This is a genomic window from Cupriavidus sp. 96C5-1 (assembly GCF_057798855.1).
Map to the genome: position 1 here is coordinate 20,275 of NZ_JBYOJU010000026.1, position 22,053 is coordinate 42,327.

Consider the following 22,053-nt stretch of genomic DNA (forward strand, 5'->3'; position numbering starts at 1 on the left):
TTCTTGTTGCGTCGCTTATACCAGATGCGGGCGCGCCGGGGGCATGTTGCAAGCAGGCCTCGTATCAGGCCTCGTCGAAGCCGCTGTACCAGTCCACGGCCTGGTCCGAGTAGGCCAGGCCCCTGGCGGCCAGGGCCTCGCGCATCCGGTACATGTCCAGGCCCAGCACGCCGGAGGCCAGCGTAGCCCGCTTGCCCTCTTCCATGGCGCCGCGCTCGGCCGCGCGGCGCGCGGTCTCGCCAGCCAGCGGCCGCGGCACCACCACCACGCCGTCGTCATCGGCCACGATCACGTCGCCGGGACGCACATGGGCGCCGGCGCAGACCACCGGCACATTGACCGCGCCCACGGTCTCCTTGACCGCGCCCTGCGCCGAGACCGCCCTGGACCAGACCGGGAAACCCATCGCATTCAGCGTCGCCACGTCGCGCACGCCGCCGTCGATCACCAGGCCGCGCGCACCGCGCGCCTTGAGCGAGGTGGCCAGCAGATCGCCGAACAGGCCGTCCGTGCAGTCGCTGACCAGCGCCACCACCAGCACGTCGCCGGGCTGCACCATCTCCACCGCGACGTGGATCATCCAGTTGTCGCCGGGATGCATCAACACCGTCACGGCGCTGCCGGAGATGGCGGCGGCGGACTGGACCGGACGCAGATAGGGCTTCATCAGCCCCGTACGGCGCTGCGCCTCGTGCACGGTGGCTACGCCGGCAGCACCCAGGGCTTCGATCTCCGCTACGCCGGCGCGCAGGATATTGCGATAGGCGATGGTCTTCATGCCAGGCTCTCCGACACCTGCGGGAACACGCGCGCATAGCCTTCGCCGTACGTCACCTGGCGATCGGAATTGCGGGTGGCCTGGGCGCCGCGCTGCAGCGCCACGCGGGTGTAGTACGCCCACAGATGTTCCTGCGCCGCCATGGTGGCGAAGGCGCGCTGCTTTTTCTCCCACACCGAGGAGATGTCGAGCAGCACGTCGGGCTTCCAGTTGCATTGCTCGGGCTGGTGCGGCTCGAACAGGAATACCGGCGGCGCGCCGATCACCGGCACCTCCGGCTTGTAGCCGTGGGCCTGGGCAATGACCCGCGCTTCCTGCGCCACGTGGGTGGCCAGCGGGTGGTCGAAGTTATAGATGTCCTCGCGCGAGTGGCTCAGCACCACCTCCGGCCGCAACTCGCGGTAGAGGTCGGCCAGGCGCAGCAACGCTGCATCAGTCACGCGCAGCGGATAGTCGCCCAGGTCGAAGCACTCGAGCGTGGCGCCGAGAATGTCGGCGGCCTGCTGCGCCTCCTCGTGCCGCGCAGCCTTGACGCGCTCGATCGTCATGCCCGGCTGGCGCCACATCCTGGCGGATTCGCCGCGCTCGCCGAAGGACAGGCAGGCGACCTTGACGTCATAGCCGCGCTCGGCGTACAGGGCGATGGCGCCGCCGGCGCGCCAGACGAAGTCGGCGGCATGGGCGCTGACCACCAGCACGGCGGGACGGCTGGCCGAGGCTGATGCCCCCGCAGGGGCCGGGGCTTGGATATCGGATAAGGCGGACATGGAGATTCCCGTGGGATGGCTTGTGTTCATGGCTGTGGCCGGTATGTGCCATCTGGCATCCGTGCGGCCGGCCGCGGCCTCAATGTCAGTCGGCCGTGATGCCGGCCTTGCGGATCACGCCGTTCCAGGTAGCGGTTTCATTGCGCACGAACTGCCCAAAGGCTTCGGGCGTGCCGGGCAGGATGGTCACGCCCAGCTGCGCCAGTTGCTTGCGCACGTCGGGATCGGCCAGGGCGGCATTGGCGGCGGCATTCAGCTGCTGGACTACGGCCGGCGGCGTCTTGGCCGGCGCGATCAGGCCCCACCACACCGAGGCAGTGAAGCCGGGCAGGCCTTGCTCGCGCGAGGTCGGCACGTCGGGCAGCAGCGGCGTGCGCTGGTCGCTCGCCACCGCGATGGCGCGCAGGCTGCCGGCGCGGATATGCATGACCACCTCGAGCGGGTTGATCGGCATGAACGAAATGCGTTCGCCCAGCAGGTCCGTGATGGCTGGCGCGCCGCCCTTGTAGGGCACATGCAGCACGTCGATGTGCGCGGCCTCCTTGAACAGCTCGCCGGCCAGGTGCCCGGAGCTGCCATTGCCGGCCGAGGCGTAACTCAGCTTGCCAGGCTGGGCTTGCGCCTGGGAGATCAGCCCCTTTAGCGACGTCACGCTGGATTTTGCCGGCACCACCAGCACCAGCGAGGCCTGCCCCACGCGCGCCACCGGCGTGAAATCCCGGGCCGGATCGAAGGGCAGCCTGGCAAACAGCGCGGCATTGGTGGCCAGGCTGTTGGAGGCCATCATGATGGTGTAGCCATCCGGCGCGGCCTTGGCCACGGCTTCCATGCCGATATTGGTGCTGGCGCCCGGGCGGTTGTCGACAATGATTGGCTGCCTGAGCAGCACGCTCATCTTCTGGCCGACCGAGCGGGCCACGATATCCACCCCGCCGCCGGCTGCATAGGGCACCACCAGCCGGATCGGCCTGGCCGGGTAGGTTTCGGCGCTGGCGGTGGCGGCGCCCAGCGACAGCGCGGCAGCCAGCAAGCCGGCAAGGTAAGGTCGACGCAGCATTCTTGTCTCCGGCGTGTCGGGTTGAAATCGTTTGTGTGCATTCTGCGCAGGGCTTGTGATACTGTCCAATATGTTTTCGACCCCTCGGTTATTGCAAATTGCTATAACCAGACATTGTCTGACGTGCTGACTTGCTGACTTGACCCATGGACTTCCGCCAACTCCGCTATTTCGTCGCCGTGGCCGAAGCGCTGAGCTTCAGCGAGGCCGCGCGCAGGCTGCATATCAGCCAGCCGCCGCTGAGTACCCAGATCAAGGCCCTGGAAGACGAACTCGGCAGTCCCCTGCTCGACCGCTCGCGCCACCATGTGGCGCTGACGCCAGCGGGCGCCCTGTTCCTGGACAAGGCCAGGGCGGCGCTGGGCAACCTCGAGCAGGCCCGCGAGGTCGTCAAGCAGGTGGCGGCCGGCGAGGCCGGCGAGATCCGGGTGGCCTTCACCGCCTCGGTGCCGATGCAGGACACCTTTCCGCGTGCGGTGCAGCAGTTCCGGCTCGGCCACCCGCGCGCGATGCTGGAGCTGGTGCATATGTCCACCGGGCAGCAATTGCAGGGAATCGAAAGGGGTGAGATCGATATCGGCTTCCTGCGGCCGTCACCGCAGTTCTACCCGCCCGCCAGCATCGCCGTGCGCGAAGTGCTGGCCGACCGCCTGATGGCCGTGCTGCCCGCCGCGCACGGGCTCGCCGGGCTGGAGCATGGCGACGGCGGCGCCGATGACCACGCGGCCGCGTCCGCTGCGCACGCAGGCGCCGCGCCGCTCGACATCGGCGCCTTGTCCGGCCAGCCCTTCCTGCTATTCCCGCGCGGGCTGGGCTGCGGGCTCTTCGACCACGTCACCACGCTGTGCAACCGCGCGGGCTTTGCCCCGCGCATCGCCCAGGAGGCACGCGAGGCCACCACCATCATCGGCCTGGTGGCCAGCGGCGCAGGCGTTTCGGTGCTGCCGGAGATCTATGCCCGCACCGGCATTCCGGGTGTGGCCTACCGCCCGCTGGCCGGTCCCGATGCGGCCAGCCGGATACTGGTGGCGCATCGCGCTGGCACGCTTTCGCCCATCATGCGGCGGTTTCTGGCGTTCTTCTGAATCCTGCCTCGGCAGGAAGTTGCCGGGACGCCGCAGGCATTGCCGCTTATGTGGCCTTGGCCGCAGAAGCCCGCCCTTGCGCGTTGCGCGCAAGCCGAATCGGGCATAGAGATACGGGTATCAGCCGGGCGCGTGCCGCCCTCCCCGGGTATCCGCATCATGGATTTCGACCTCTACATCGGCATCGACTATTCCGGTGCCGAAACACCGGACAGCCTGCTGCGCGGGCTTCAGGTGTTTGCCGCCGCGGCAGGCCAGGAGCCGCAAGCCATCCGCAATCCAGCCGACGCGCAAGCGCACCGTGGCATCTGGTCGCGCAGGGCTGTCGCCCAATGGCTGCTGGCGCAGGTTGCCTCTGGCCAGCGGCTCCTGGTCGGCATCGACCACGGCTTTTCCTTCCCCAAGTCTTACCTTGACCGGCACCAACTGCGGACCTGGCCTGAATTTCTGGACCATTTCCAGCAGCGCTGTACAAGCGGCATGGCGGATGCCTGCGTGGATCGCAATGGTCCGCCGCAAGCGCGGCCAATCGGCAGGTCCGACGAGCTACGCCTGTGCGAGCGCTGGACCTGCTGGGCCAAGGGCGCATTCCAGTTCGACGTGCAGGGGTCCAACGCCATGTCGACGCACGCCGGCATCCCTTGGCTGCGCCACCTGCGAGGACAAGCGCAGGATCGCATCCATATCTGGCCGTTCGATGGCTGGCAACTGCCGGAGCGCGAAAGCTCGGTCATCGCGGAAGTCTGCTCGCCGATGCTCCGCGAGCGCTATCCGCGGGCGGACCGGACGGCCGACGAGCAGGACGCGTACGCCGCGGCACGCTGGCTTGCGGAAACCGCCGGCAGAGGGGTCCTCGAGCGCTACCTGAATCCGCCGCTGACCCACGCGGAGCGCCAGGTCGCCGCGCTGGAGGGCTGGATACTCGGCGTGGGGTAGCGCCTCGGCTGCCTGGCTTGAGACAGCCCGCCGCCCCCGCCCCGCGCCGGCGACCGGCGGCAAGTCATCGCCTGCCGCCGCAACGCCTCTGATGAAATTTCCCAGGATGCCGGCCTCTTGAATGTGGTACAAAACCCACATGTCAACCGTTGGCAATGGCCCACCCTGCCATTGCTGCCCGCAACGAAGGAGAAAACCCCCGCATGACTGTTTTCCAAGGGACTGGCGCCCTTTTCACTCTCATCGCCATTTTCGGCGTCATCAACTACCGCTTTATCAAACTGCCCGACACCCTGGGCATTACCGCCGTCGGACTGGTGGCCTGCCTGAGCGTGTCCATCCTCGGCTTCAACCACCCTGAAATGGTCGCCCAGGCCCGCAAGCTGGTGGCACAGATCGATTTCTCCGACATTGTCTTCCATGGCCTGCTGAGCCTGCTGCTGTTTGCCGGCGCGCTCCACGTCGACCTCTCGCGCATGCGCCGCCAGCGCCGGGCCGTGGTCATGCTGGCCACCGTGGGCGTGGTGATTTCCACGGCCGCGGTCGGAGGCGGCTTCTACTATGTGGCGCAGTGGCTGGGCCATCCGATCAGCCTGCTGTGGTGCCTGGTATTCGGCGCCCTGATCTCCCCCACCGACCCGATCGCCGTGCTGAGCGTGCTCAAGAGCGCCGGCGCGCCGGAGAGCCTGGAGACCAAGATCGCAGGCGAGTCGCTGTTCAACGACGGCACCGCGGTGGTGGCCTTCCTGACGCTGGTGGGACTGGCTACGGGCGCCACCGAGTTCTCCGCCTCGCATGTGGCGGTCGCGCTGGTGCGCGAAGTGCTGGGCGCCCTGGTGCTTGGCGCCGTGCTCGGCTACGGGGCCTCGCTGCTGCTGCGCGGCATCGACAGCTATCCGGTCGAGATCCTGATCACGCTGGCGCTGGCCACCGGCGGCTACAGCCTGTCCGAGGTGGTGCACGTGTCGGCGCCGCTGTCGGTGGTCATCATGGGCCTGGTGATCGGCAACCACGGCGCCACCAAGTCGATGTCGGAAAAGACCCGCGAGCATTTGTTCAACTTCTGGGGCTTGCTGGACGAACTGCTCAACCTGGTGCTGTTCGGCCTGATCGGGCTGGAGATCATTGCGTTGTCGCTGCAACTGCATATCGTCTGGCTGGGGCTGGCGGCAATTCCCGTGGTGCTGGTGGCGCGCGGCATCAGCGTGGCCATCCCGCTGCTGGCCCTGCAGAACTTCCGCCGGCTCAATCCGCACTCGGCCACCATCATGACCTGGGGTGGCCTGCGCGGCGGCATCTCGATCGCGCTGGCGTTGTCCCTGCCGGACTTCCATGGCCGCGAGATGCTGATCGGCGTGACCTACCTGGTGGTGGTGTTCAGCCTGCTGATCCAGGCCACCACGCTGGGCCGGCTGGTCAGGCACCTGAGCGCCAGGCAGGCCTAGTCGCCTCCTGTAGCCGCTGCCCGCGGGCGCTGACGTGCTCGCCACGGCGGATTGCGGGGATCATCGAGGCGAACGGGGCGCAGTCCCCGATTGCCGCCTGACGGCCCGGAACCTCAAGGGCCATGGGGTGAGGCACCGGCACCGGTGCCTCACCCGCGCCAGTGCTCACAAACGGCCCTGGTAGATCTTGTCGAACTCGCCGCCATCGGCAAAGTGGCGGCTCTGCGCTTGCGCCCAGCTGCCGAACACATCGCTCACCGAGAACAGCTGGATCGGGCGGAACTGCGCCGCATGGGCCTTCAGCACCGCTGGCGAGCGGGGCCGGTAGAACTGGCGGGCGATCACGTCCTGCCCGGCATCGGACCAGAGGTATTGCAGGTAGGCCGTCGCCACCTTGCGCGTGCCGCGCTTGTCCACCACCTTGTCGACCACGGCCACCGGCGCTTCCGCGATGATCGACTGGCCCGGGTACACCACCTCGAAGCTGTCGCCCAGCTCCTTGCGGATCTGGTGCACCTCGCTCTCGAAGGTGGCCAGCACATCGCCAAGCTGGCGCTGCGTAAAGCTGGTGGTGGCGCCGCGGCCGCCGGTATCGAGCACCGGCACGTTGCGGAACAGCCGGCTCACCGCCTCGCGCGCCTGCGCCTCGCTGCCGCCCTTGCGGATGGCCGCGCCCCATGCCGCCAGGTAGGTGTAGCGCCCGTTGCCCGAGGTCTTGGGATTGGGAACGATCACCTGTACGCCCGGGCGGCCCAGGTCTTCCCAATCCAGGATGCGCTTGGGATTGCCCTTGCGCACCAGGAACACGATGGTGGAGTAGTACGGCGCGGCATTGTCCGGCAAGCGCTTTTTCCAGTCCTGCGCCACCACGCCGCGCTGCACCAGGATGTCGATATCGGTCTCCTGGTTCATGGTCACCACGTCCGCCTCCAGGCCATCCGCCACCGAGCGCGCCTGCTTGCTCGATCCGCCATGCGACTGGTTGACAACGACCGTCTCGCCGCTTGCCTGCTTCCAGCTGGCGACGAAGCCGGGATTGATCTCGCGGTACAGCTCGCGGGTGACGTCATAGCCGGCATTGAGGATGGCCGTGTCGGCCAGCACGGGGATGGCGGCGCCGAGCAGGAACCCGGCGGCGAGGAGGCGAGGCAGGAGTCTTGGCATGGTGATTGGTGACTGGATCCGCGGATGGAAGCGATGCAGCGCGGCAATGGCCGGCACGCATCGGTGATCTGTCATTGTCCACAGCCAGGCAGAGCGGACGGAACGAAGGTTTCCGCATGTCGATAGACGCGCCGTGCGTCCGGCAGGTGGCCTTCATGCTGTCTTGGCGCGCCCGCCATCTTCGATACGCCGGCGGCTATGGGCTTCGTGATCGCACGACAGCATGTCCCCGGGAGCCCATCAACGGCCCTCCTCGACATCGAACCTGCTGGCCGCCGACAGCCACGCCTGGAACACACGGATGGCGTCATCCCCGCTCCGGTGCTTCGCCACATAGGTGAAATAGCGCCAGGGCGGCAGCACGGGACCGTCGAACGGGAAGACAAGGCGCCCTTCCGCTACGTCGTCCGCCACCAATGCCACCGGTCCCATCGCAACGCCCAGGCCATCGAGCGCGGCCTGGAGGGTCAGGTAGAAGTGCTCGAGCGTCAGCGTGTTCCTTGGCTTGAGCCTGGCGTTGCCGCTGGCAGCCAGCCATTCGGACCACATGGTCGGATACGTCGCCGCATGCAGCAACGTGTGGCGCGCAAGATCGCGCGGATTGCGCAGCGGCTCCGCCTTCAAGACGCGGGGGGAGCATACCGGCAGCCGGACTTCCGAGAGAAACTCGCGGGCGGCATAGCCCTCGACATCCTGCGGACCGCCGCGAATCCACAGATCGACCTCCTCGCGGGTTTTTCCGATGGGCTCGTTGGACGTCGTCAGCCGGATCTCTATGGCCGGGTTGGCGAGCTGGAACGAGGAGAGCCTGGGCAGGAGCCAGCGCAGGGAGAACGTGGTGGGGGCATTCACGCGGAGGATCTGTTGCCGCCTTGCCTGCATCTGCTCGCTGGTGGCCAGCGCGATCCGGTCGAACGCGGCGCTGATCTCCGACAGATAGGCGCGGCCCTGCGGCGTCAGTACCACCTTCCGGTTATGGCGGACGAACAGCAGGTGCCCAAGCCAGTGCTCCAGCTGCTGCACATGGCGGCTCACGGCCCCGTGCGTGACGCAAAGCTCGTCCGCCGCGGCGGAAACGCTTTCGAGCCGTGCTGCGGCCTCGAAGGCCTTCAGCGAGTTCAGGGGAGGAAGGCGGCGTGTCATCGTCGAACTTTCGTGTGAGTTTTTCTGACATTCAGCCTCAGTATAAATCGATATTCATTGGCTGGGATACGCCCTATATTTCCCCACGAACACGAGCTCGCTCGTTTCAATCCGTCTAGAAATCTCACCTGAGGTATTGATATGCCGAACGTCGTGGTCGTGGGTGCCCAGTGGGGCGACGAAGGAAAGGGGCGCATCGTCGATTGGCTCGCGGAAAAGGCCGATGTCGTCGCGCGCTACAACGGCGGACACAATGCGGGCCACACGCTGGTGGTCGATGGCAAGACCTATAAGCTGGCCCTGCTGCCGAGCGGCGTGGTGCGCGGGAAGATGGGATTGATCGGAAACGGCGTGGCCCTGGACCCCGAGGCACTGCTGGCCGAGATCGAGCGCATGGCCGCGCTGGGTGTCGCCGTGACGCCGGACAATCTGATGATCGCGGAGACGGCGACGCTGGTCCTGCCCGTTCATCGCGCCATCGACGCCGCGCAGGAGACACTGCGCCGCCAGCCGATCGGTACCACGCTGCGCGGCATCGGGCCAGCGTACGAAGACAAGGTGGGCCGAAGAGGACTCCGCGTTTGCGACCTGGCTGAGCCCGACGTACTGTCCGACAAGCTGGATGCGCTGCTTCAGCACCATAACGCCTGGTTCCGCGGACTGGGCCTCGACACCCTGTCGAAAGACGGCATGCTGCAACGCCTTCTCGACATCGCGCCCGCCATCCTGCGCTTTGCCGGCAGCGTCTGGCAGCAACTGGACATGGCCCATGCAGCGGGAAAGCGGACCCTCTTCGAAGGATCGCAGGCCGTCATGCTCGACATCGACTGGGGCAGCTATCCCTATGTCACCTCGTCGAGCACGGTGCCGGCCGGCGCCGCCAGCGGTACCGGTATCGCGCCCTCGAGGGTCGGCCATGTGGTCGGCGTGACCAAGGCGTATGCGACCCGCGTGGGAGAAGGCCCGTTTCCCACCGAGATCCACGGCGGGCCAGGGAACCTGCTCAGGGAGCGCGGGCACGAGTTCGGCGTGAACACCGGGCGGCCGCGCCGCTGCGGGTGGCTGGATGCCGCCCAGCTCCGGCAAAGCGTGAAGGTGGCTGGCATCGATACGCTGGCGCTGACGAAGCTCGATGTCCTGGACGGGTTCGAGTGCGTCCAGGTCTGCGTCGGCTATGAAATAGACGGCCGCTTCTTCGACTATGCGCCGCCGGGCCTGGCCGCGCAGCAAAGCGCCGTCCCCGTCTATGAGCAACTGGCGGGCTGGTCGCGGCCGACACGGGGCACCCGGTCGCTCGCCGGGCTCCCGCCGGAAGCGCTGGCATTCATCCGTTTTGTGGAGGCGCAGGCTGGCGTTCCGGTTTCGATCGTCACCACCAGCCCCGAGCGGGACGATACGATTGTCGCGAGCGACCCCTTCGACGCCTGAACGCCCCCGCCGAAAGCGGAAAATCGCATGCGATAGCGGCCGCGTCAAAAGTCAAGGCGGCGGCCCATAGCCAGCGAAAGCGGGCGCCGGGGCCCGCATGGAAAGCATTTGACGAAGCGCCGCTGGGCGCCGGCTCGTTGACGCGCAAGTACCTGGAACATCGATCGCCTACCGCTTCCGACAAGCGCAAGCGGACGCGAGGGCGAGGCCGGCGCACGTGCTCCGTTTGGGTTTCTGTGCCGGGAAGGAGCGGGGCCAAGAACGAAGCGAACCTGGCTCCGTTCTCGGCAAGCCCATCATATCGGCCGGCTCGTTACGGCACCCAAGCCGCGATGCCGGCCCGGCGCAAGCTCACTTGTCTTCCATCGACATTCGGTAAGTGCAGCCGGCCAAGGTCTTGCGCGGGTGCGAGGTGACCGTGGAGACGTCCAGGGAGATGCGGAACCGCGTGACGAATGAGGGATCGTCCTCGGCGCGATGTTCGCTCTCCTTGATCACCCTCTCCCCAAGAAACTTGCCCGGTCTGTCGAGGGCTGCGGTGACGCCAAGTTGCTTGGCAAGCGGGTGAGGGTCGGCTTCATCAAACACACCCATGAGGCCGGCGCTGGTGAAGACGATACGTTCGGTCGAACGCCCGAATACGGTGATCGGCCTCGACAGGCGGTACTCTTCGAGCATCGGGTTGCCGGACGGGATCGCTGTCAGGCCGAGTGCTTTCAGGTCGGCAGGCTTCGTGTCCCGATCCTTCAACCAGAAGGCAAAGCTGTAGTAGGCCGCGATGTCGTCCGCTCCGCATTCGATCAGCGGTGCGAGTTTGAAGGACCGCGGATCGAATGTCTGCGTCTCGGCATGTGCTGATCCGATACCGAGGGCGGCAAGGACAAAGAGGGCGGCGGCGAGGCTCGGTCTGGCGTTCAGGGCGTGCATAGGCGGTGTCTTTTTCGTTGATGGACATCAAGGTCCGTTTCAGAATGATGGCGTTGATGAGGCGGCGCGAAGGCTGGCGCCTTCACCGCGGGTGCCTTCCCTCATTCTGACGCGGGTTCTTCAAGAACGGGGTCAGGCTAGCTTCCTGATCGGCCACCCAACCACGTCGGAGGTAAACTTGCCCCCTTGTTCCGTCGTTCCTCGACTCGCTGATTTTAAGCGTCACGTCGATCTCCCTGCTGCACAGGATCTAGATCACGCTGAAGATCTGCAGATCATGGAAGATTGGTTCCATTCTTTATCAGCGTTAGTGCGATATCGGCGTTAGAGACAAGCTTGCCTCCAACGCTCCATGCCCCCATCCTCATCAAGCCGTTCTTTTTTATCAATAAGCCATTGGTTGTTTTTAAAGTTAAGTGTATATCTGTATTTGCTCTTAAATCCGACATTTTGTTGAGTGGAAATTACAACTCTATTTTTAGATAGACTCGACCTCAAAATTTCCGCCATTTCCGTAATTTAATACCCATTCAATATCGACAGCGCCGCTCTTTTTATATATTTTCCAACATAATATTCAAATTTTCGATATTGAACGATATTAATCCATGGGAGTTGTGGGGGAATTTTATCCTTACCTCCTTGTGCGCCAAGAACCTTGCCCAGGATATGGCCTGCTGAAGCGTCCCCGTTTCTTCGATTCATTCAGAAATGGAGGTTGATGGTGACTGTGCCATTGCGAAGTGGACGGGTGGCCGCATGCGATATCTCCAACGGCTCGCGGATGCGATCGGGTAGTCTGCGCCTGCCGCGGCATAGCAGGTTGAGTTTCAGCGCGGTAAGACCCGCCACGATCGGGTTTTGCCCCAGCCCTTCGATCGCAAGGCACAGTCGAACAGCAACCCGAACGTTGCTCTGTGAACGGCTATTGGCGAAACAAAAAGGGATCGCCCCGATTTGGGAAGCGCAACAGATGACGGGCCACTCGCGTCTTGCCGTCAGACAGCAGGTAATCCACTTGCAAGCCACTTGGGTTGTTTTCCTGCTCGGGCCCTGGTAAGTATTGTTTGGATAGCTGAACTGGTTCTGCGGTGCTTCGCGAATGGCTGCGCAGGTTCCAAACAGAGGAGGCAAGGCGTGGAGGCGCTGCCTATGCAGCAACAGAACCTCGGTGTAGCGATCCCCCTTGCCACTGCTGACGTATTGCATATCCAGGCACACAGATGTGCCATGGCGCCATACCGTGACATCCTCCAGGTTTTCCGGGTCGATAGGCGCGCCGCCGTTCCACTCCGGTGGAGCGAGATTGGTCACGCCACTCAGCGGCCAGTGCCGCTTCCCGACGATCAAGGTCTGGCCGTCAAAGGCAACGTCGAGTATCCCCTTGGGTAGCTTCATGGCCAGGCCGTCTGGCGTGGTCCACTGGGTTTGGTCATAGCGCCGTATCGCCTGGCCCATCGAGGTGACCCAGATGCAATTCCGCGGCGCTTCCGCGCAGGGCATCGCCAGGGCAGTCCCCGGTCCCTGAAACAGGTTGCCACCCAACGACCGGTAAAAATCGCCATAATCAGTGAACTGAACGGGGCGGCATTTGCCACTACTGGCAGGAAAACACTGAGCAAGACAAGTAAAGAATGCTTGATGGGGCTCATTTGAAGTCCTTGGCACCGGTCGCCTTGATGTAGTCGCGGATCGGCAGTCCAGAAGATTGCTTTGCCTATGGCTGCCATTGACAGAACCTACGCTCGCGATTGCTTCCACCTTCATACTGTCACGGTTTCAGCAGCCGGACTCTTATAAATTCGTCAAGGCTCGTGGAGTGATAAAAACGCATGCATTTCTCGAAAATCGAGTTGTGCACCCGTCCGGACTCACTCTTTAAAGATGGCCCTCCCATATGGAAAGTATCTGTGTGCTTCCTGACGAAGTTGCTCAGTGCCCTCGTTCGCTTTCCAATACCATCCCGGTCCAGTTGAATTCCTACAATGTGGTAGGAAGCATCGTTCAGGTCGATCGGTTTGTATGCCTTAATTTCTTCGTAATTATTATTCAGGCATTGTTGCAATGCCATTTGCTTGACGCGCTCTATAGGTGGATTCTTAGACCCGGCATATGCGGCCGTGGAACTAAAGAGTATAAGGGCACAAGATGCACGAATACATTGGCCCCTTGCAGAATCAAGATTCATCTGCGCTCCCAGAATTAAATAGAGACGGTGGATGTTATCACCATTCCTCCTGCAGTGCGCGCACTGGGAGCTTCCGTCGGCGCCGGGCAGATCCGCCGGAAATAATACAAAGGGCTCCTCCTGCAATTTTCGTTTGAGCCTGCCCGCACGTAGAGCAGGTTCTGGCTTGTGCCTTCCCATAAGGTGAAGTGCCCGCTGACATTACCCCTGCCGCTCACATCAAAATCGATAGTTCCGCTTCTTCCAGCTGTCTTTGCCCTCATCTGAACCGCATCATTCATCGTGCAATTCCTCCTTGCTGGCATAAATGGCGAGCTTCCAGGTCGCGCTGTGGAGCTACATCCAATCGATTCAGGGGCGTGACTGGCGCTCTTCGGCATTCCTTCGAGCCAGGCAAAGAGCCGGATCCTGGACTTGCCATGCACCACCGTCCTCTATTACGCAAAACTCCAGGAGGGTGCTGGATACCGTCTGTTTGTGCCAGCGGCTACGCTCGTTGAATTTAATGTAGAGGTTGTAACTGCCCCCCGACTCTAGCGCTTCGGGGTTCATCGTTTTGACGACCGCGCCTGGATAGTCTCCCAACAACACTATTCGTGGCTGGATCCAGCCGGCGGGAAGATCGATATCCCATAGGGTTTCATAGCACCGACTGGCGCTTCGGCGGCAGAGACGCACGCGGATGATCTCCAGGTTGTTGGTATCGGCCAACAAGAGTCGAAGGTCCGCCACCGGACGCCCGGACTCCATCGTCACGGGAACATCCGGAGGGCGCTTGGACACGGCCCCCGCTGGGGATTGCATCAGCAACGCAGCACACAACACAGCCCATATCGCATACTTCATGATTCAGTACCCCGCCGGAAAGTTGCCCAGCACGGACTGAAACTGCGCCTGTGCCTCGGTGACTCCTGGATCCAGGCCCAACAAGTAGCAGTCGCGCACAATGTCTCCTTGTTGCTCGATGTTGTAATCCTTTCTGGGCTCGGAAATGGCTTCTTCCAGGGCAAACTCTACAACCTCAAACTCCATCCGACCGGACAGCACGGGGAAGGTGAACCTCAAATCCCTTTGGCGCATATAACTATTTCCTAGTCAAAATTGCAGTCGTCAAGCAAGGAGACAACCCAGCAAAAGCCGAACCAGCAGTCTGGGAAAGCACCAATACCTTGCGCTGCCGCTATTCCAGCATTCCAAGTAGCACGACCCGTTTTGCCGTCAGTAGCTTTTCTCTGCGCTGTGGCTCTGCTGGGTGAGCAGTTCCAGGCGCACGGGCTGGCCGATCAGCGTGCCGGGGTCGATGCCCGCGTTGTCCGATAGCGCCGTCAGCTCCAGGCGAAAGCCGCCGCCGTCGAGCTGTTCGGCGGCATGCAGTTGCTCCGCCAGCAGGACCTCCGCGCCCAGCGGCGTGGCCAGCCGCAGCAGGCGGTTGGCCTGGATGAAGGTGGCGCGCAGCAGGCTTGCCAGTTCGGTCGGTGCGCGCATGGTCACGCCAGCGAGATCGCCGGCCCGGCCCATGTGGCCTGCCGTCGGGACGAAGTTGTTCGCCATCCTGGTTTCCTCCGCGTTCGACGATTGCACGCGCGATTGCGCGCAAGCCCTATCGATATCAGAGCGAAGACGAGGATAGAATCAGACGGATCTGCATTTGCACGCCGATTCGGCCGAATCGGCTGCCTGGGATGGCTGGCCATCGGCTGGCGGTGCTTGCGCGGCGCATTTTTACGCCAATCCAGGACGGGGCCGATTGACAGTATTGTGCTTCCCGTATGGCTCGATGGCTCGCCGATCCAGGGCGCAGGCAAAAAATCAGGGCTGGGCGTCGAATGAATCCATGAGCCGATCCGCTTTCCCCATGTCGGATTGCTCGTATAGGGCGACGCCTTGAAGCCAGGTGCTGGCGCACGCTGCCGGTACGCGAAAGCTGGATGAAGGGCAGGCCCGCCAGCGCCTGCGGGCGGTCCGCCGGACAAACCAGGTGGAAGCTGTCCGCCACCGGCGGCTCGATGCGCAGGTCGCTGTCCTGCACCGCTCGCCGCCTACCTGAGCTGCCTTGCTGCCTTTCGGCTCTCAGATAATGATCGTCGGCGCCCCAGGCGATATTGTCCTCCCTCTTCCGGTACGCGTGGAATGCGGCTTCGCGGTCAAACGTCAGTGCGCTCCCGTCGGCTTGATATAGTCGAAGACGATGCGCGGCAGCCGCCGCCGCGCCAGGCGGCGGTAGTCCTCGACACCAAGGGGTATCCCCATTTTCGATCCCGGCCTGCGGTAGCGTTGGCGGTGCCGGACTCAGGCTTGCGCCGCGGTCCGGGCGGCGCCATCGGCCGGTTGGCCAAGGCGCGGAATATGCCCCTTGACCATCGTCAGCGCCACCAGGACCACGACCATCGCCGAGCCGAGCATGGTGAGATAGGACGAGGCGCCGCCCGCCGTGATGACCGCCGCACCGGCGAACGCGCTCAGGATCGCCCCCAGCCGCCCGAAAGCCAGCGCCGAAGCCGTGCCCGTGGCGCGTATGCTGGTCGGGTAGACATAGGCGCACAGCGCGTACATGGTCGACTGGACGGCATTGACGAACATGCCGTGCACACCCAGCCCGAAGATAAACGCGCTGGTGCTCTGGTTGGCATCCACGCCCTTGAGCAGCAGTGCGCTAAGCGCCCCGCCCGCGCAGCACAGGATCAGCGGCCAGCGCGATCCGAAGCGGCCGATGGCGACGGCGCAGCACAGCGCGCCGATCACGCCGCCCAGGTTATACGCGGTCAGCCCGGAGCCGGCAACGGCAACGCCCAGGCCCTCCGCGGCCAGCATGGTGGGAAGCCAGCTGAAGGCGCTGTACACAGCAAGCAGGCACATGAAGAACGCGCACCATATGGCCAGCGTGTCCCGCGCCCGACCCTCCGCAAACAACGCCATGAAGCCCATCTTGCCCTCATGCGCCTGCTCGCTGGCGTCCGAGAACACGACTTGCGGCGCAAGCGGCCGGGACATGCGCGCAAGCAGCGCTGCCAGCTCCGGCCAGCGGGCGGGCCGGCGCGCCAGGAAGCGCGGCGACTCCGGCAGTGTCAGCATCAGCAGCACGCCAAACGCCAGCGGCAACGATCCCCCGATAAAGAACAGGCCCCGCCAGCCATAGACGGGCAGGACCACGCTGGCAAACAGGCCGGCGAGCATGCCGCCAAGCGGCACGCAGACGATGGTCGCCGTCACGGCGAGCGTACGGTGCCGCGCCGGCGTGAACTCGGCGGTCATGGTCGTGGAACTCGGCAAGGCGCCACCGATGCCCAGGCCCGCAATCAGGCGCAGCGCGGCGATCGTCGCCGTATCCGGCGCAAGGCCGATGGCGCAGGTAGCGGCACCGAACACCAGTACGCTGCCAATCACCGCCCACCGCCGGCCGAAGCGGTCCGCGAACAGGCCGGCGCAGGCGCTGCCGATCCCCATGCCGATCAGCCCCGCCGCCACCGCCGGCGCGAAGGCGCTGCGCGTGATGCCCCACTCCTTGATGATCACGGGGATGGCGAAGCCGATCAGTTGCCCGTCGAAGCCATCCATCACGATGGATAGCGCCGCCAGCATGACCACGATCTTCTGCATGGTGGTGTAGGGCCCGTTGTCAAGCACGTTGCCTATATCCACGTGCGTGCGGGAGGTTTCCAGGCTAGCGCTCATGCCGGCTCCCCTTCGCCGCGCCTGCGGCCATCGCGGTTTGCGGGCGCCCGGCAAGCCGGTTCGAGGCGTGCGTGTCCCTGCCTGGCAAGGTGGCAATGGCCTCTGTGTCGAGGTATCTCATGGACAATGTCTCCGTTTGGCGGACGCCCGTACATTGGCAGGCGTCTTCGTTGATGGATGGGATTGCGGTGCTGGTCGGTCTCTCTATGAACTCCGTCTCGCCGGGCAAAGGCGACATGCGCCGGCATCTGTCATCAGGCTTTGCGCTCAGGCGCCGGTGACCGCGCGGGCCCCGGCCAGGCGAACCAGGTGCAGCAGGCATGCCGTGTCCGGCACCGCCACGCCGGCGGCGCGGGCCTCGGCGACGACCGCGCCGCCGATGCTTTCGATCTCCGTGCGCCGGCCGGCCAGGATGTCCTGCAGCATCGAGGGCTGGTGTCCACGATGGTTCTCTATGGCGTGGATCACGCTGGCCTCCACGCTGGCGGGATTGGCGTCGATCCCTCGCGCGCGGGCCACCGAGACGACCTCGAGCGCGATGGACAGCGCCAGCCTGCGGCCATCCGGCGTCAGGTCCAACTGATCGACCGTGCACCCCAGCACCGCGCAGAGCGTATTCAACGCCGCGTTGAACGCCACCTTCTCCCAGATCGCGGCCCACACGTCGGGATCGGCGATGCAGCGCAGCCCCGCGTTCGCCAACGCATCGACCACCTGGCCGACGATAGGCCGCACCGCGCCGTCCGCGCTCATCATGCGGATCGCACCCTCGCCATGGGAGCGGACATGCCCGGGCCCGACCAGGTCCGCGGGCCAGGTCGTGACCCCTGCCAGGATGCGCTCCAGCGGAACGAACTCGCGGAGTTTTTCGACGTTGCCCAGGCCGTTCTGGAGTGTCAGCAGGTAGGTACCGGGACCGATGGCGTGCCCCAGGCTGGTCAGGGCGGCCCGGGTGTGCATGGACTTGGTAAAGACGATGATCAGGTCGGGCTGCGCGCCGGCCTGTTCGGGACGGCTCACCGCCAGATTCGTGACCCACCGGTCCGGCGCCGCCGTCTGCAGGCGCAGGCCGTGGCTGCGGATGGCGCCAAGATGCGCATCATCGATATCGAGCAGGGTCACCGCCTGCCCGGCCTCGGCCAGGCGTGCGCCAAACAGCGAGCCCATGGCCCCAGCTCCCAGGATTGCAATCTTCATCGTGCCTCACTTCAGCGCCTTGGCGCGGACTTCGGGGACCCCGTCCGGCGGCAGGTGGCCTGCCGCCGGACGCGTGACGGCCAGTGTCTAGAACGGATAGTGGCGCGGCGTGGTCTGTACGGTGATCCAGCGCAGTTCGGTGAACTCGGCGATGCCCGCCTTGCCGCCGAAACGGCCGAAACCGCTGCCCTTCACGCCGCCGAACGGCATCTGCGCCTCGTCGTGCACGGTGGGCCCGTTGATATGGCAGATGCCGGATTCGATCCGCCTCGCCACCTGCATCGCACGCGCCAGGTCACGGCTGAACACGGCGGCCGACAAGCCGTACTCGTTATCGTTGGCGCAGGCGATGGCCGCCGCCTCGCCCTTGACCCTGACGATGCCCTTGACGGGGCCGAAGGATTCCTCCGCGTAGATATCCATATCCGTGGTGACGTGATCGAGCAAGGTGGCCGGCATCAGGGTGCTGTCCGCCTTGCCGCCGCATACGAGCCGTGCTCCCTTGGCGATGGCGTCGTCGATAAGGGCATTGCAGCGCTCGACGGTGCTCATATCGACCACCGAACCCAGTACCACCGGGCCATTGCGCGGATCGCCCAGGGGCAGCGCCGACGCCTTCGCGGCAAGCTGCGCGACGAAGGCATCGGCGATCTGTTCGTCGACGATGATGCGCTCGGTCGACATGCAGATCTGGCCGGAGTTGGCGAAGGCGCCGAATGCCGCGGCCTCCACCGCCGCGCCGATATCCGCGTCGTCCAGCACCACCAGCGGTGCCTTGCCGCCCAGTTCCAGCACGGCCGGCTTCAGATGTTTCGCGCAGCTGGCCGCGATGATCTTGCCGACCCGGGTCGATCCGGTGAAATTGACGCGCCGTACCGCGGGATGGGCGATCATGGCCTCCACCACCGCGCCCGCGTCGGCCGGCGCATTGGTGACGAAGTTCACCACGCCCCTCGGCAAGCCGGCTTCCTGCATGGCCTCGATGATCAGGCCGTGCGTGGCCGGGCAAAGCTCCGAGCCCTTCAGTACCACCGTGTTGCCGCAGGCGAGAGGCAAAGCGATAGCGCGCACCGCGAGGATGACCGGCGCGTTCCACGGCGCGATGCCGAGCACGACGCCGGCGGGTTGCCGGATCCCCATGGCCAGGCTGCCCGGCACGTCCGAGGGAATGACTTCGCCGCTGATCTGCGTGACCAGCGCGGCGGCCTCGCGCAGCCCGCCGGCGGCGAGGTGGACATTGAATCCCGCCCAGATCGCGGACGCTCCGGTTTCGGCCGCCATCGCGGCGGCAAAGGCTGCCTGCCTGGCTTCCAGCGCGTCGGCCGCCCTGGACAGCAGCGCACGCCGCTCGCTCGGCCCGGTGGCGGACCACGCGTCGAACGCGGCGGCGGCGGCATCCACTGCCGCGCGCGCGTCCGCCGGTGTGCCCGCCGGTGCCCGCGTTGCCACCTGGCCGTCCAGCGGATTGCGGCGCTCGAACGTCGCCCCATTGCTTGCCTGGCACTGCTCGCCGCCGATCAGCATGGAAATTGCCGTCATTGCTCTTCTCCTGTGTGTGCTTTGAATGTCCGGTCGGGCAGGCCGCATTGGCAATGGCCTGCCAGGCGGCAAGCTTATTCCACCTCGACCTCGAGCAGTACCGGCGTCGCCGAGCGCAGCGCCGCCGACAGCGCATCGCGCAGCGCCGATGCCTCGCTGACGCGCACGCCGGGGCAGCCGAGGCCCTTGGCCAGCGACACGAAATCGATGCCCGGCAGATCGGTGCCCTGCACGGGGTCGGTATCGGCAAACCCGAACTCCGGCGCGAAATCCTGCAGCGCGGCATAGCGTGCGTTGTTCAGGATCACGAAGGTGAGCGGCAGCTTGAGCTGCACCGCGCTCCAGATCGCCTGGATCGAGTACATGCTCGAGCCATCGCCGATCAGGCCGATCACGCGCGTGCCCGGCCTGGCCAGCGCCACGCCCACCGCCGCGGGCATGCCGTAGCCGAGCCCGCCGCTGTCCATCGTGTAGAAGGTGCCGCTGCGCGTCATGGGCAGGTAGCCCTGCATCACCGGGCGCGCGCTGGGCGCCTCTTCCACCACGATGTCGCCGGCAGCGCGCAAGCCGGCCAGCGTCTGCAGGACGAAGGCGGTGGACATGGGCCACGCCGGCACGGCGACCGGACGGGGCGTACGGGGCGCGGGCAGCGGGCGCACAGGCGGCGCGCGGCGGGCCAGCAGGTCGCTCACGCCAAGACGGAGATTGCCGACCACCGACGCGCCCACCGGTGTCCAGGCGGCCGTGGCGGCGTCGTCGGTCAGCTGGTAGAGGGCGGCGCCGGCAGGCACGTGCGGGCCGCTGCCCTCGACGTGATACGTAAACGCCGGGGCGCCGAGGACCAGGATCAGGTCGTGCCCGCCGAGCAGGGTCACGATCTTCTCGCGCATGGCCGGCAGGAAGCCGGCGAACAGCCTGTGGTCCTCGGGAAAGCCGCAGCGTCCGGACATCGGCGCAACGAAGACGCGCGCGCTGTGCCGCTCCGCCAGCGCCACCACCTGGTCCCAGGCGCCGGCCCGGTCGACCGCCGCGCCGACGACAAAGGCCGGCCGCTCGCACGCATCGAGGGCTGCGCCCACCTGTTCCAGCGCCACGGGCTCGGGGCGCACCTCATAGCTGACCGCGCGCGGCGTCACCAGTTCGGCCGGCCGGTCCCAGTCGTCCACCGGAATGGAAACGAGCACCGGGCCGCGCGGCTCCTGCATCGCCATGTGGTAGGCACGCGCGATGGCCAGCGGCACGTCCTCGGCGCGCGCCGGCTCGATGCTCCATTTGACGTAGGGCTTGGGCAGCTCGGCGGCCTGCGCGGAGGACAGGAAGGGGTCGAACGGCAGGATGGAACGGGCCTGCTGGCCGGCGGTGATGACCATCGGCGTGCGGTTCTTGTAGGCGGTGAAGATATTGCCCATGGCATTGCCGACGCCCGCCGCCGAATGCAGGTTCACCAGCGAGGCATTGCGGCTCGCCTGCGCATAGCCGTCGGCCATGCCGACCACCACGGCCTCCTGCAGGCCCAGCACATAGCGGAAATCGATCGGAAAATCGCGGAACATCGGCAACTCGGTGGAGCCGGGATTGGCGAACACCGAGGTCATGCCGAGCTTGCGGAGCAGGTCGATCACGGCATCGCGCACCGTGACGGGTTTTGGACTACCGGTCATGCAAAGGTCCCCTTCGTATTTTTTGCTGCAGGGCGCGCTCGCGCCATGTCGATGGGCAGAGTATGGAATCCACATCCTTGTTTTAATATTGCCTTTTTAGCGAAAAGCCATTACGTTCAGGCATGACTTTCGATCTCCGCCAGTTAAAGGCTTTTACGACCATCGCCGCCAGCGGCAGCCTGGGCCGTGCGGCCGACACCTTGCACGTGACACAGCCGGCACTTAGCCGAACCATCAAGCGCCTGGAGGATGAAATCGGCGCCCCGCTTTTCGAACGGCATACGAAAGGCATGCAACTGACCGCCATCGGCAGCGCCCTGCTTCCCCATGCCACGCTGCTGCAGCGCGAAGCCGATCATGCGCGGGAGGAAATCGATGCCATGCGCGGGCTGGCGAAGGGCACCATCAAGGTCGGCGCGGTCGGCAGCATCGCAAGCCTGGTGCTGCCGATGGCGGTCGGCAGCGTACTGCGCAAATGGCCCAACCTGCGCGTGGAGATCATCGAAGGCGTCTGGGACCGGCTAGCCGATGCCTTGGTCAAGCACGAGATCGACCTGGCGCTCAGCATGGCCATTCCCGATACCGACGAGATAACGGCGATCTCCGACTGCCGCTGGGAGGACAGCAGCTACGTCGTGGCGCCTCTGGATCATCCCTTGCGGCGAAAGAAAGACCTGCGCCTGTCCGACACGGCCGGCGCGCAATGGGCCATCCCGCCAAGGGGCACGGGCCCGTACGAGCACATGCGCGAGGTGTTCGAGTCGCATGGCCTGGGGCTGCCCGGCATCGCCGTGGAGACGCGCTCGATCACCGTGCTGAAGAGTCTCGTGGCGCGCTCGGGCTTTCTGAGCTGGATGGCGGAGCCGATGTATGTTGCCGAAAGAAAGGCTGGCGTGATCGACACGCTGGATATCCCGGGGGTCGAAGGCAGGCGTACCCTGACGGCGTTTCGCCGGCGGCAAGGCATCCTGCCAGGCCCCACGGTGAAGCTGCTGGATGAACTCAGGCTGCTGACGGCCGCGGGTCAGGATGGGCACGCACGGATGCCGAGAGCCTAGTCCTGCGG

20 protein-coding genes and 1 pseudogene are annotated in these 22,053 nt (G+C 65.3%); 5 read left to right on the plus strand and 16 right to left on the minus strand.

Annotated features, from left to right (window positions below):
• Window positions 1-64: 64 nt before the first annotated feature.
• The 3 genes from AC3FOF_RS25195 to AC3FOF_RS25205 form a co-directional block, all read right to left on the minus strand.
• Complete coding sequence (locus AC3FOF_RS25195; RefSeq protein WP_488728138.1) at window positions 65-778, minus strand: 4-carboxy-4-hydroxy-2-oxoadipate aldolase/oxaloacetate decarboxylase; 714 nt, start codon at window positions 776-778, stop codon at window positions 65-67.
• On the minus strand, window positions 775-1,545 hold the full coding sequence (locus AC3FOF_RS25200) for a PIG-L deacetylase family protein (RefSeq protein WP_488728139.1): 771 nt from the start codon (window positions 1,543-1,545) through the stop codon (window positions 775-777). The genes AC3FOF_RS25195 and AC3FOF_RS25200 overlap by 4 nt, the downstream gene beginning before the upstream one ends.
• Before the next feature lie 85 nt (window positions 1,546-1,630).
• Window positions 1,631-2,602 (minus strand): tripartite tricarboxylate transporter substrate binding protein, encoded by a 972-nt coding sequence (locus AC3FOF_RS25205; RefSeq protein ID WP_276269019.1) that lies wholly within the window; start codon window positions 2,600-2,602, stop codon window positions 1,631-1,633.
• A 146-nt stretch (window positions 2,603-2,748) separates the two neighbouring features.
• Here AC3FOF_RS25205 and AC3FOF_RS25210 point away from each other — a divergent pair, with 146 nt between their 5' ends.
• The 3 genes from AC3FOF_RS25210 (at window position 2,749) to AC3FOF_RS25220 (ending at window position 6,068) form a co-directional block, all read left to right on the plus strand.
• Window positions 2,749-3,687 carry a LysR family transcriptional regulator gene (locus AC3FOF_RS25210; RefSeq protein WP_017230647.1) on the plus strand — a complete coding sequence of 313 codons (939 nt, stop codon included), beginning with the start codon at window positions 2,749-2,751 and terminating at the stop codon, window positions 3,685-3,687.
• Window positions 3,688-3,846: 159 nt separating this feature from the next.
• Window positions 3,847-4,623, plus strand: coding sequence for a hypothetical protein (locus AC3FOF_RS25215; RefSeq protein ID WP_488728140.1), 777 nt, complete (start codon window positions 3,847-3,849; stop codon window positions 4,621-4,623).
• Window positions 4,624-4,826: 203 nt separating this feature from the next.
• Complete coding sequence (locus AC3FOF_RS25220; protein WP_017230645.1) at window positions 4,827-6,068, plus strand: cation:proton antiporter; 1,242 nt, start codon at window positions 4,827-4,829, stop codon at window positions 6,066-6,068.
• A gap of 165 nt (window positions 6,069-6,233) precedes the next feature.
• Here the strand turns inward: AC3FOF_RS25220 and AC3FOF_RS25225 are convergent, their stop codons facing one another.
• Together AC3FOF_RS25225 and gcvA are read right to left on the minus strand one after the other, a co-directional pair.
• The gene (locus AC3FOF_RS25225; protein WP_488728141.1) at window positions 6,234-7,232 is read right to left on the minus strand and encodes a sulfate ABC transporter substrate-binding protein; all 999 of its coding nucleotides are present in this window, start codon (window positions 7,230-7,232) and stop codon (window positions 6,234-6,236) included.
• A 240-nt stretch (window positions 7,233-7,472) separates the two neighbouring features.
• Window positions 7,473-8,375, minus strand: a complete 903-nt coding sequence (gcvA, locus tag AC3FOF_RS25230; protein WP_488728142.1) for a transcriptional regulator GcvA — start codon at window positions 8,373-8,375, stop codon at window positions 7,473-7,475.
• Between the two features lie 141 nt (window positions 8,376-8,516).
• Here gcvA and AC3FOF_RS25235 point away from each other — a divergent pair, with 141 nt between their 5' ends.
• On the plus strand, window positions 8,517-9,803 hold the full coding sequence (locus AC3FOF_RS25235; RefSeq protein WP_488728143.1) for an adenylosuccinate synthase: 1,287 nt from the start codon (window positions 8,517-8,519) through the stop codon (window positions 9,801-9,803).
• A gap of 351 nt (window positions 9,804-10,154) precedes the next feature.
• Here the strand turns inward: AC3FOF_RS25235 and AC3FOF_RS25240 are convergent, their stop codons facing one another.
• The 11 genes and pseudogenes from AC3FOF_RS25240 to mdlC all read right to left on the minus strand — a co-directional run bounded on the left by AC3FOF_RS25240 (window position 10,155) and on the right by mdlC (window position 20,987).
• Window positions 10,155-10,730: a hypothetical protein gene (locus AC3FOF_RS25240; RefSeq protein WP_488728144.1), complete on the minus strand. Its 576-nt coding sequence runs from the start codon at window positions 10,728-10,730 to the stop codon at window positions 10,155-10,157.
• Window positions 10,731-11,054: 324 nt separating this feature from the next.
• A complete protein-coding gene (locus AC3FOF_RS25245; protein WP_488728145.1) occupies window positions 11,055-11,240 on the minus strand; it encodes an NTF2 fold immunity protein in 186 nt (61 codons plus the stop codon).
• Between the two features lie 195 nt (window positions 11,241-11,435).
• Window positions 11,436-12,128 carry a hypothetical protein gene (locus AC3FOF_RS25250; protein WP_488728146.1) on the minus strand — a complete coding sequence of 231 codons (693 nt, stop codon included), beginning with the start codon at window positions 12,126-12,128 and terminating at the stop codon, window positions 11,436-11,438.
• Between the two features lie 1,141 nt (window positions 12,129-13,269).
• A complete protein-coding gene (locus tag AC3FOF_RS25255) occupies window positions 13,270-13,674 on the minus strand; it encodes a hypothetical protein (RefSeq protein ID WP_488728147.1) in 405 nt (134 codons plus the stop codon).
• A 93-nt stretch (window positions 13,675-13,767) separates the two neighbouring features.
• Complete coding sequence (locus tag AC3FOF_RS25260) at window positions 13,768-13,998, minus strand: hypothetical protein (protein WP_488728148.1); 231 nt, start codon at window positions 13,996-13,998, stop codon at window positions 13,768-13,770.
• Between the two features lie 138 nt (window positions 13,999-14,136).
• The gene (locus AC3FOF_RS25265; protein WP_488728149.1) at window positions 14,137-14,469 is read right to left on the minus strand and encodes a hypothetical protein; all 333 of its coding nucleotides are present in this window, start codon (window positions 14,467-14,469) and stop codon (window positions 14,137-14,139) included.
• A gap of 316 nt (window positions 14,470-14,785) precedes the next feature.
• A pseudogene (locus tag AC3FOF_RS25270) lies at window positions 14,786-14,944 on the minus strand (LysR family transcriptional regulator); the annotation flags it as partial.
• A gap of 263 nt (window positions 14,945-15,207) precedes the next feature.
• Window positions 15,208-16,590, minus strand: a complete 1,383-nt coding sequence (locus tag AC3FOF_RS25275) for an MFS transporter (protein ID WP_488728150.1) — start codon at window positions 16,588-16,590, stop codon at window positions 15,208-15,210.
• 267 nt (window positions 16,591-16,857) lie between these two features.
• On the minus strand, window positions 16,858-17,787 hold the full coding sequence (locus tag AC3FOF_RS25280; RefSeq protein WP_488728151.1) for a ketopantoate reductase family protein: 930 nt from the start codon (window positions 17,785-17,787) through the stop codon (window positions 16,858-16,860).
• 87 nt (window positions 17,788-17,874) lie between these two features.
• Window positions 17,875-19,326: an aldehyde dehydrogenase gene (locus tag AC3FOF_RS25285; RefSeq protein ID WP_276267889.1), complete on the minus strand. Its 1,452-nt coding sequence runs from the start codon at window positions 19,324-19,326 to the stop codon at window positions 17,875-17,877.
• 74 nt (window positions 19,327-19,400) lie between these two features.
• Window positions 19,401-20,987, minus strand: coding sequence for a benzoylformate decarboxylase (gene mdlC, locus AC3FOF_RS25290; RefSeq protein WP_488728152.1), 1,587 nt, complete (start codon window positions 20,985-20,987; stop codon window positions 19,401-19,403).
• A 122-nt stretch (window positions 20,988-21,109) separates the two neighbouring features.
• Between mdlC and AC3FOF_RS25295 the strand changes: the two genes are divergently transcribed.
• Window positions 21,110-22,045 (plus strand): LysR family transcriptional regulator, encoded by a 936-nt coding sequence (locus tag AC3FOF_RS25295; RefSeq protein ID WP_488728153.1) that lies wholly within the window; start codon window positions 21,110-21,112, stop codon window positions 22,043-22,045.
• The last annotated feature ends 8 nt before the right edge of the window (window positions 22,046-22,053 follow it).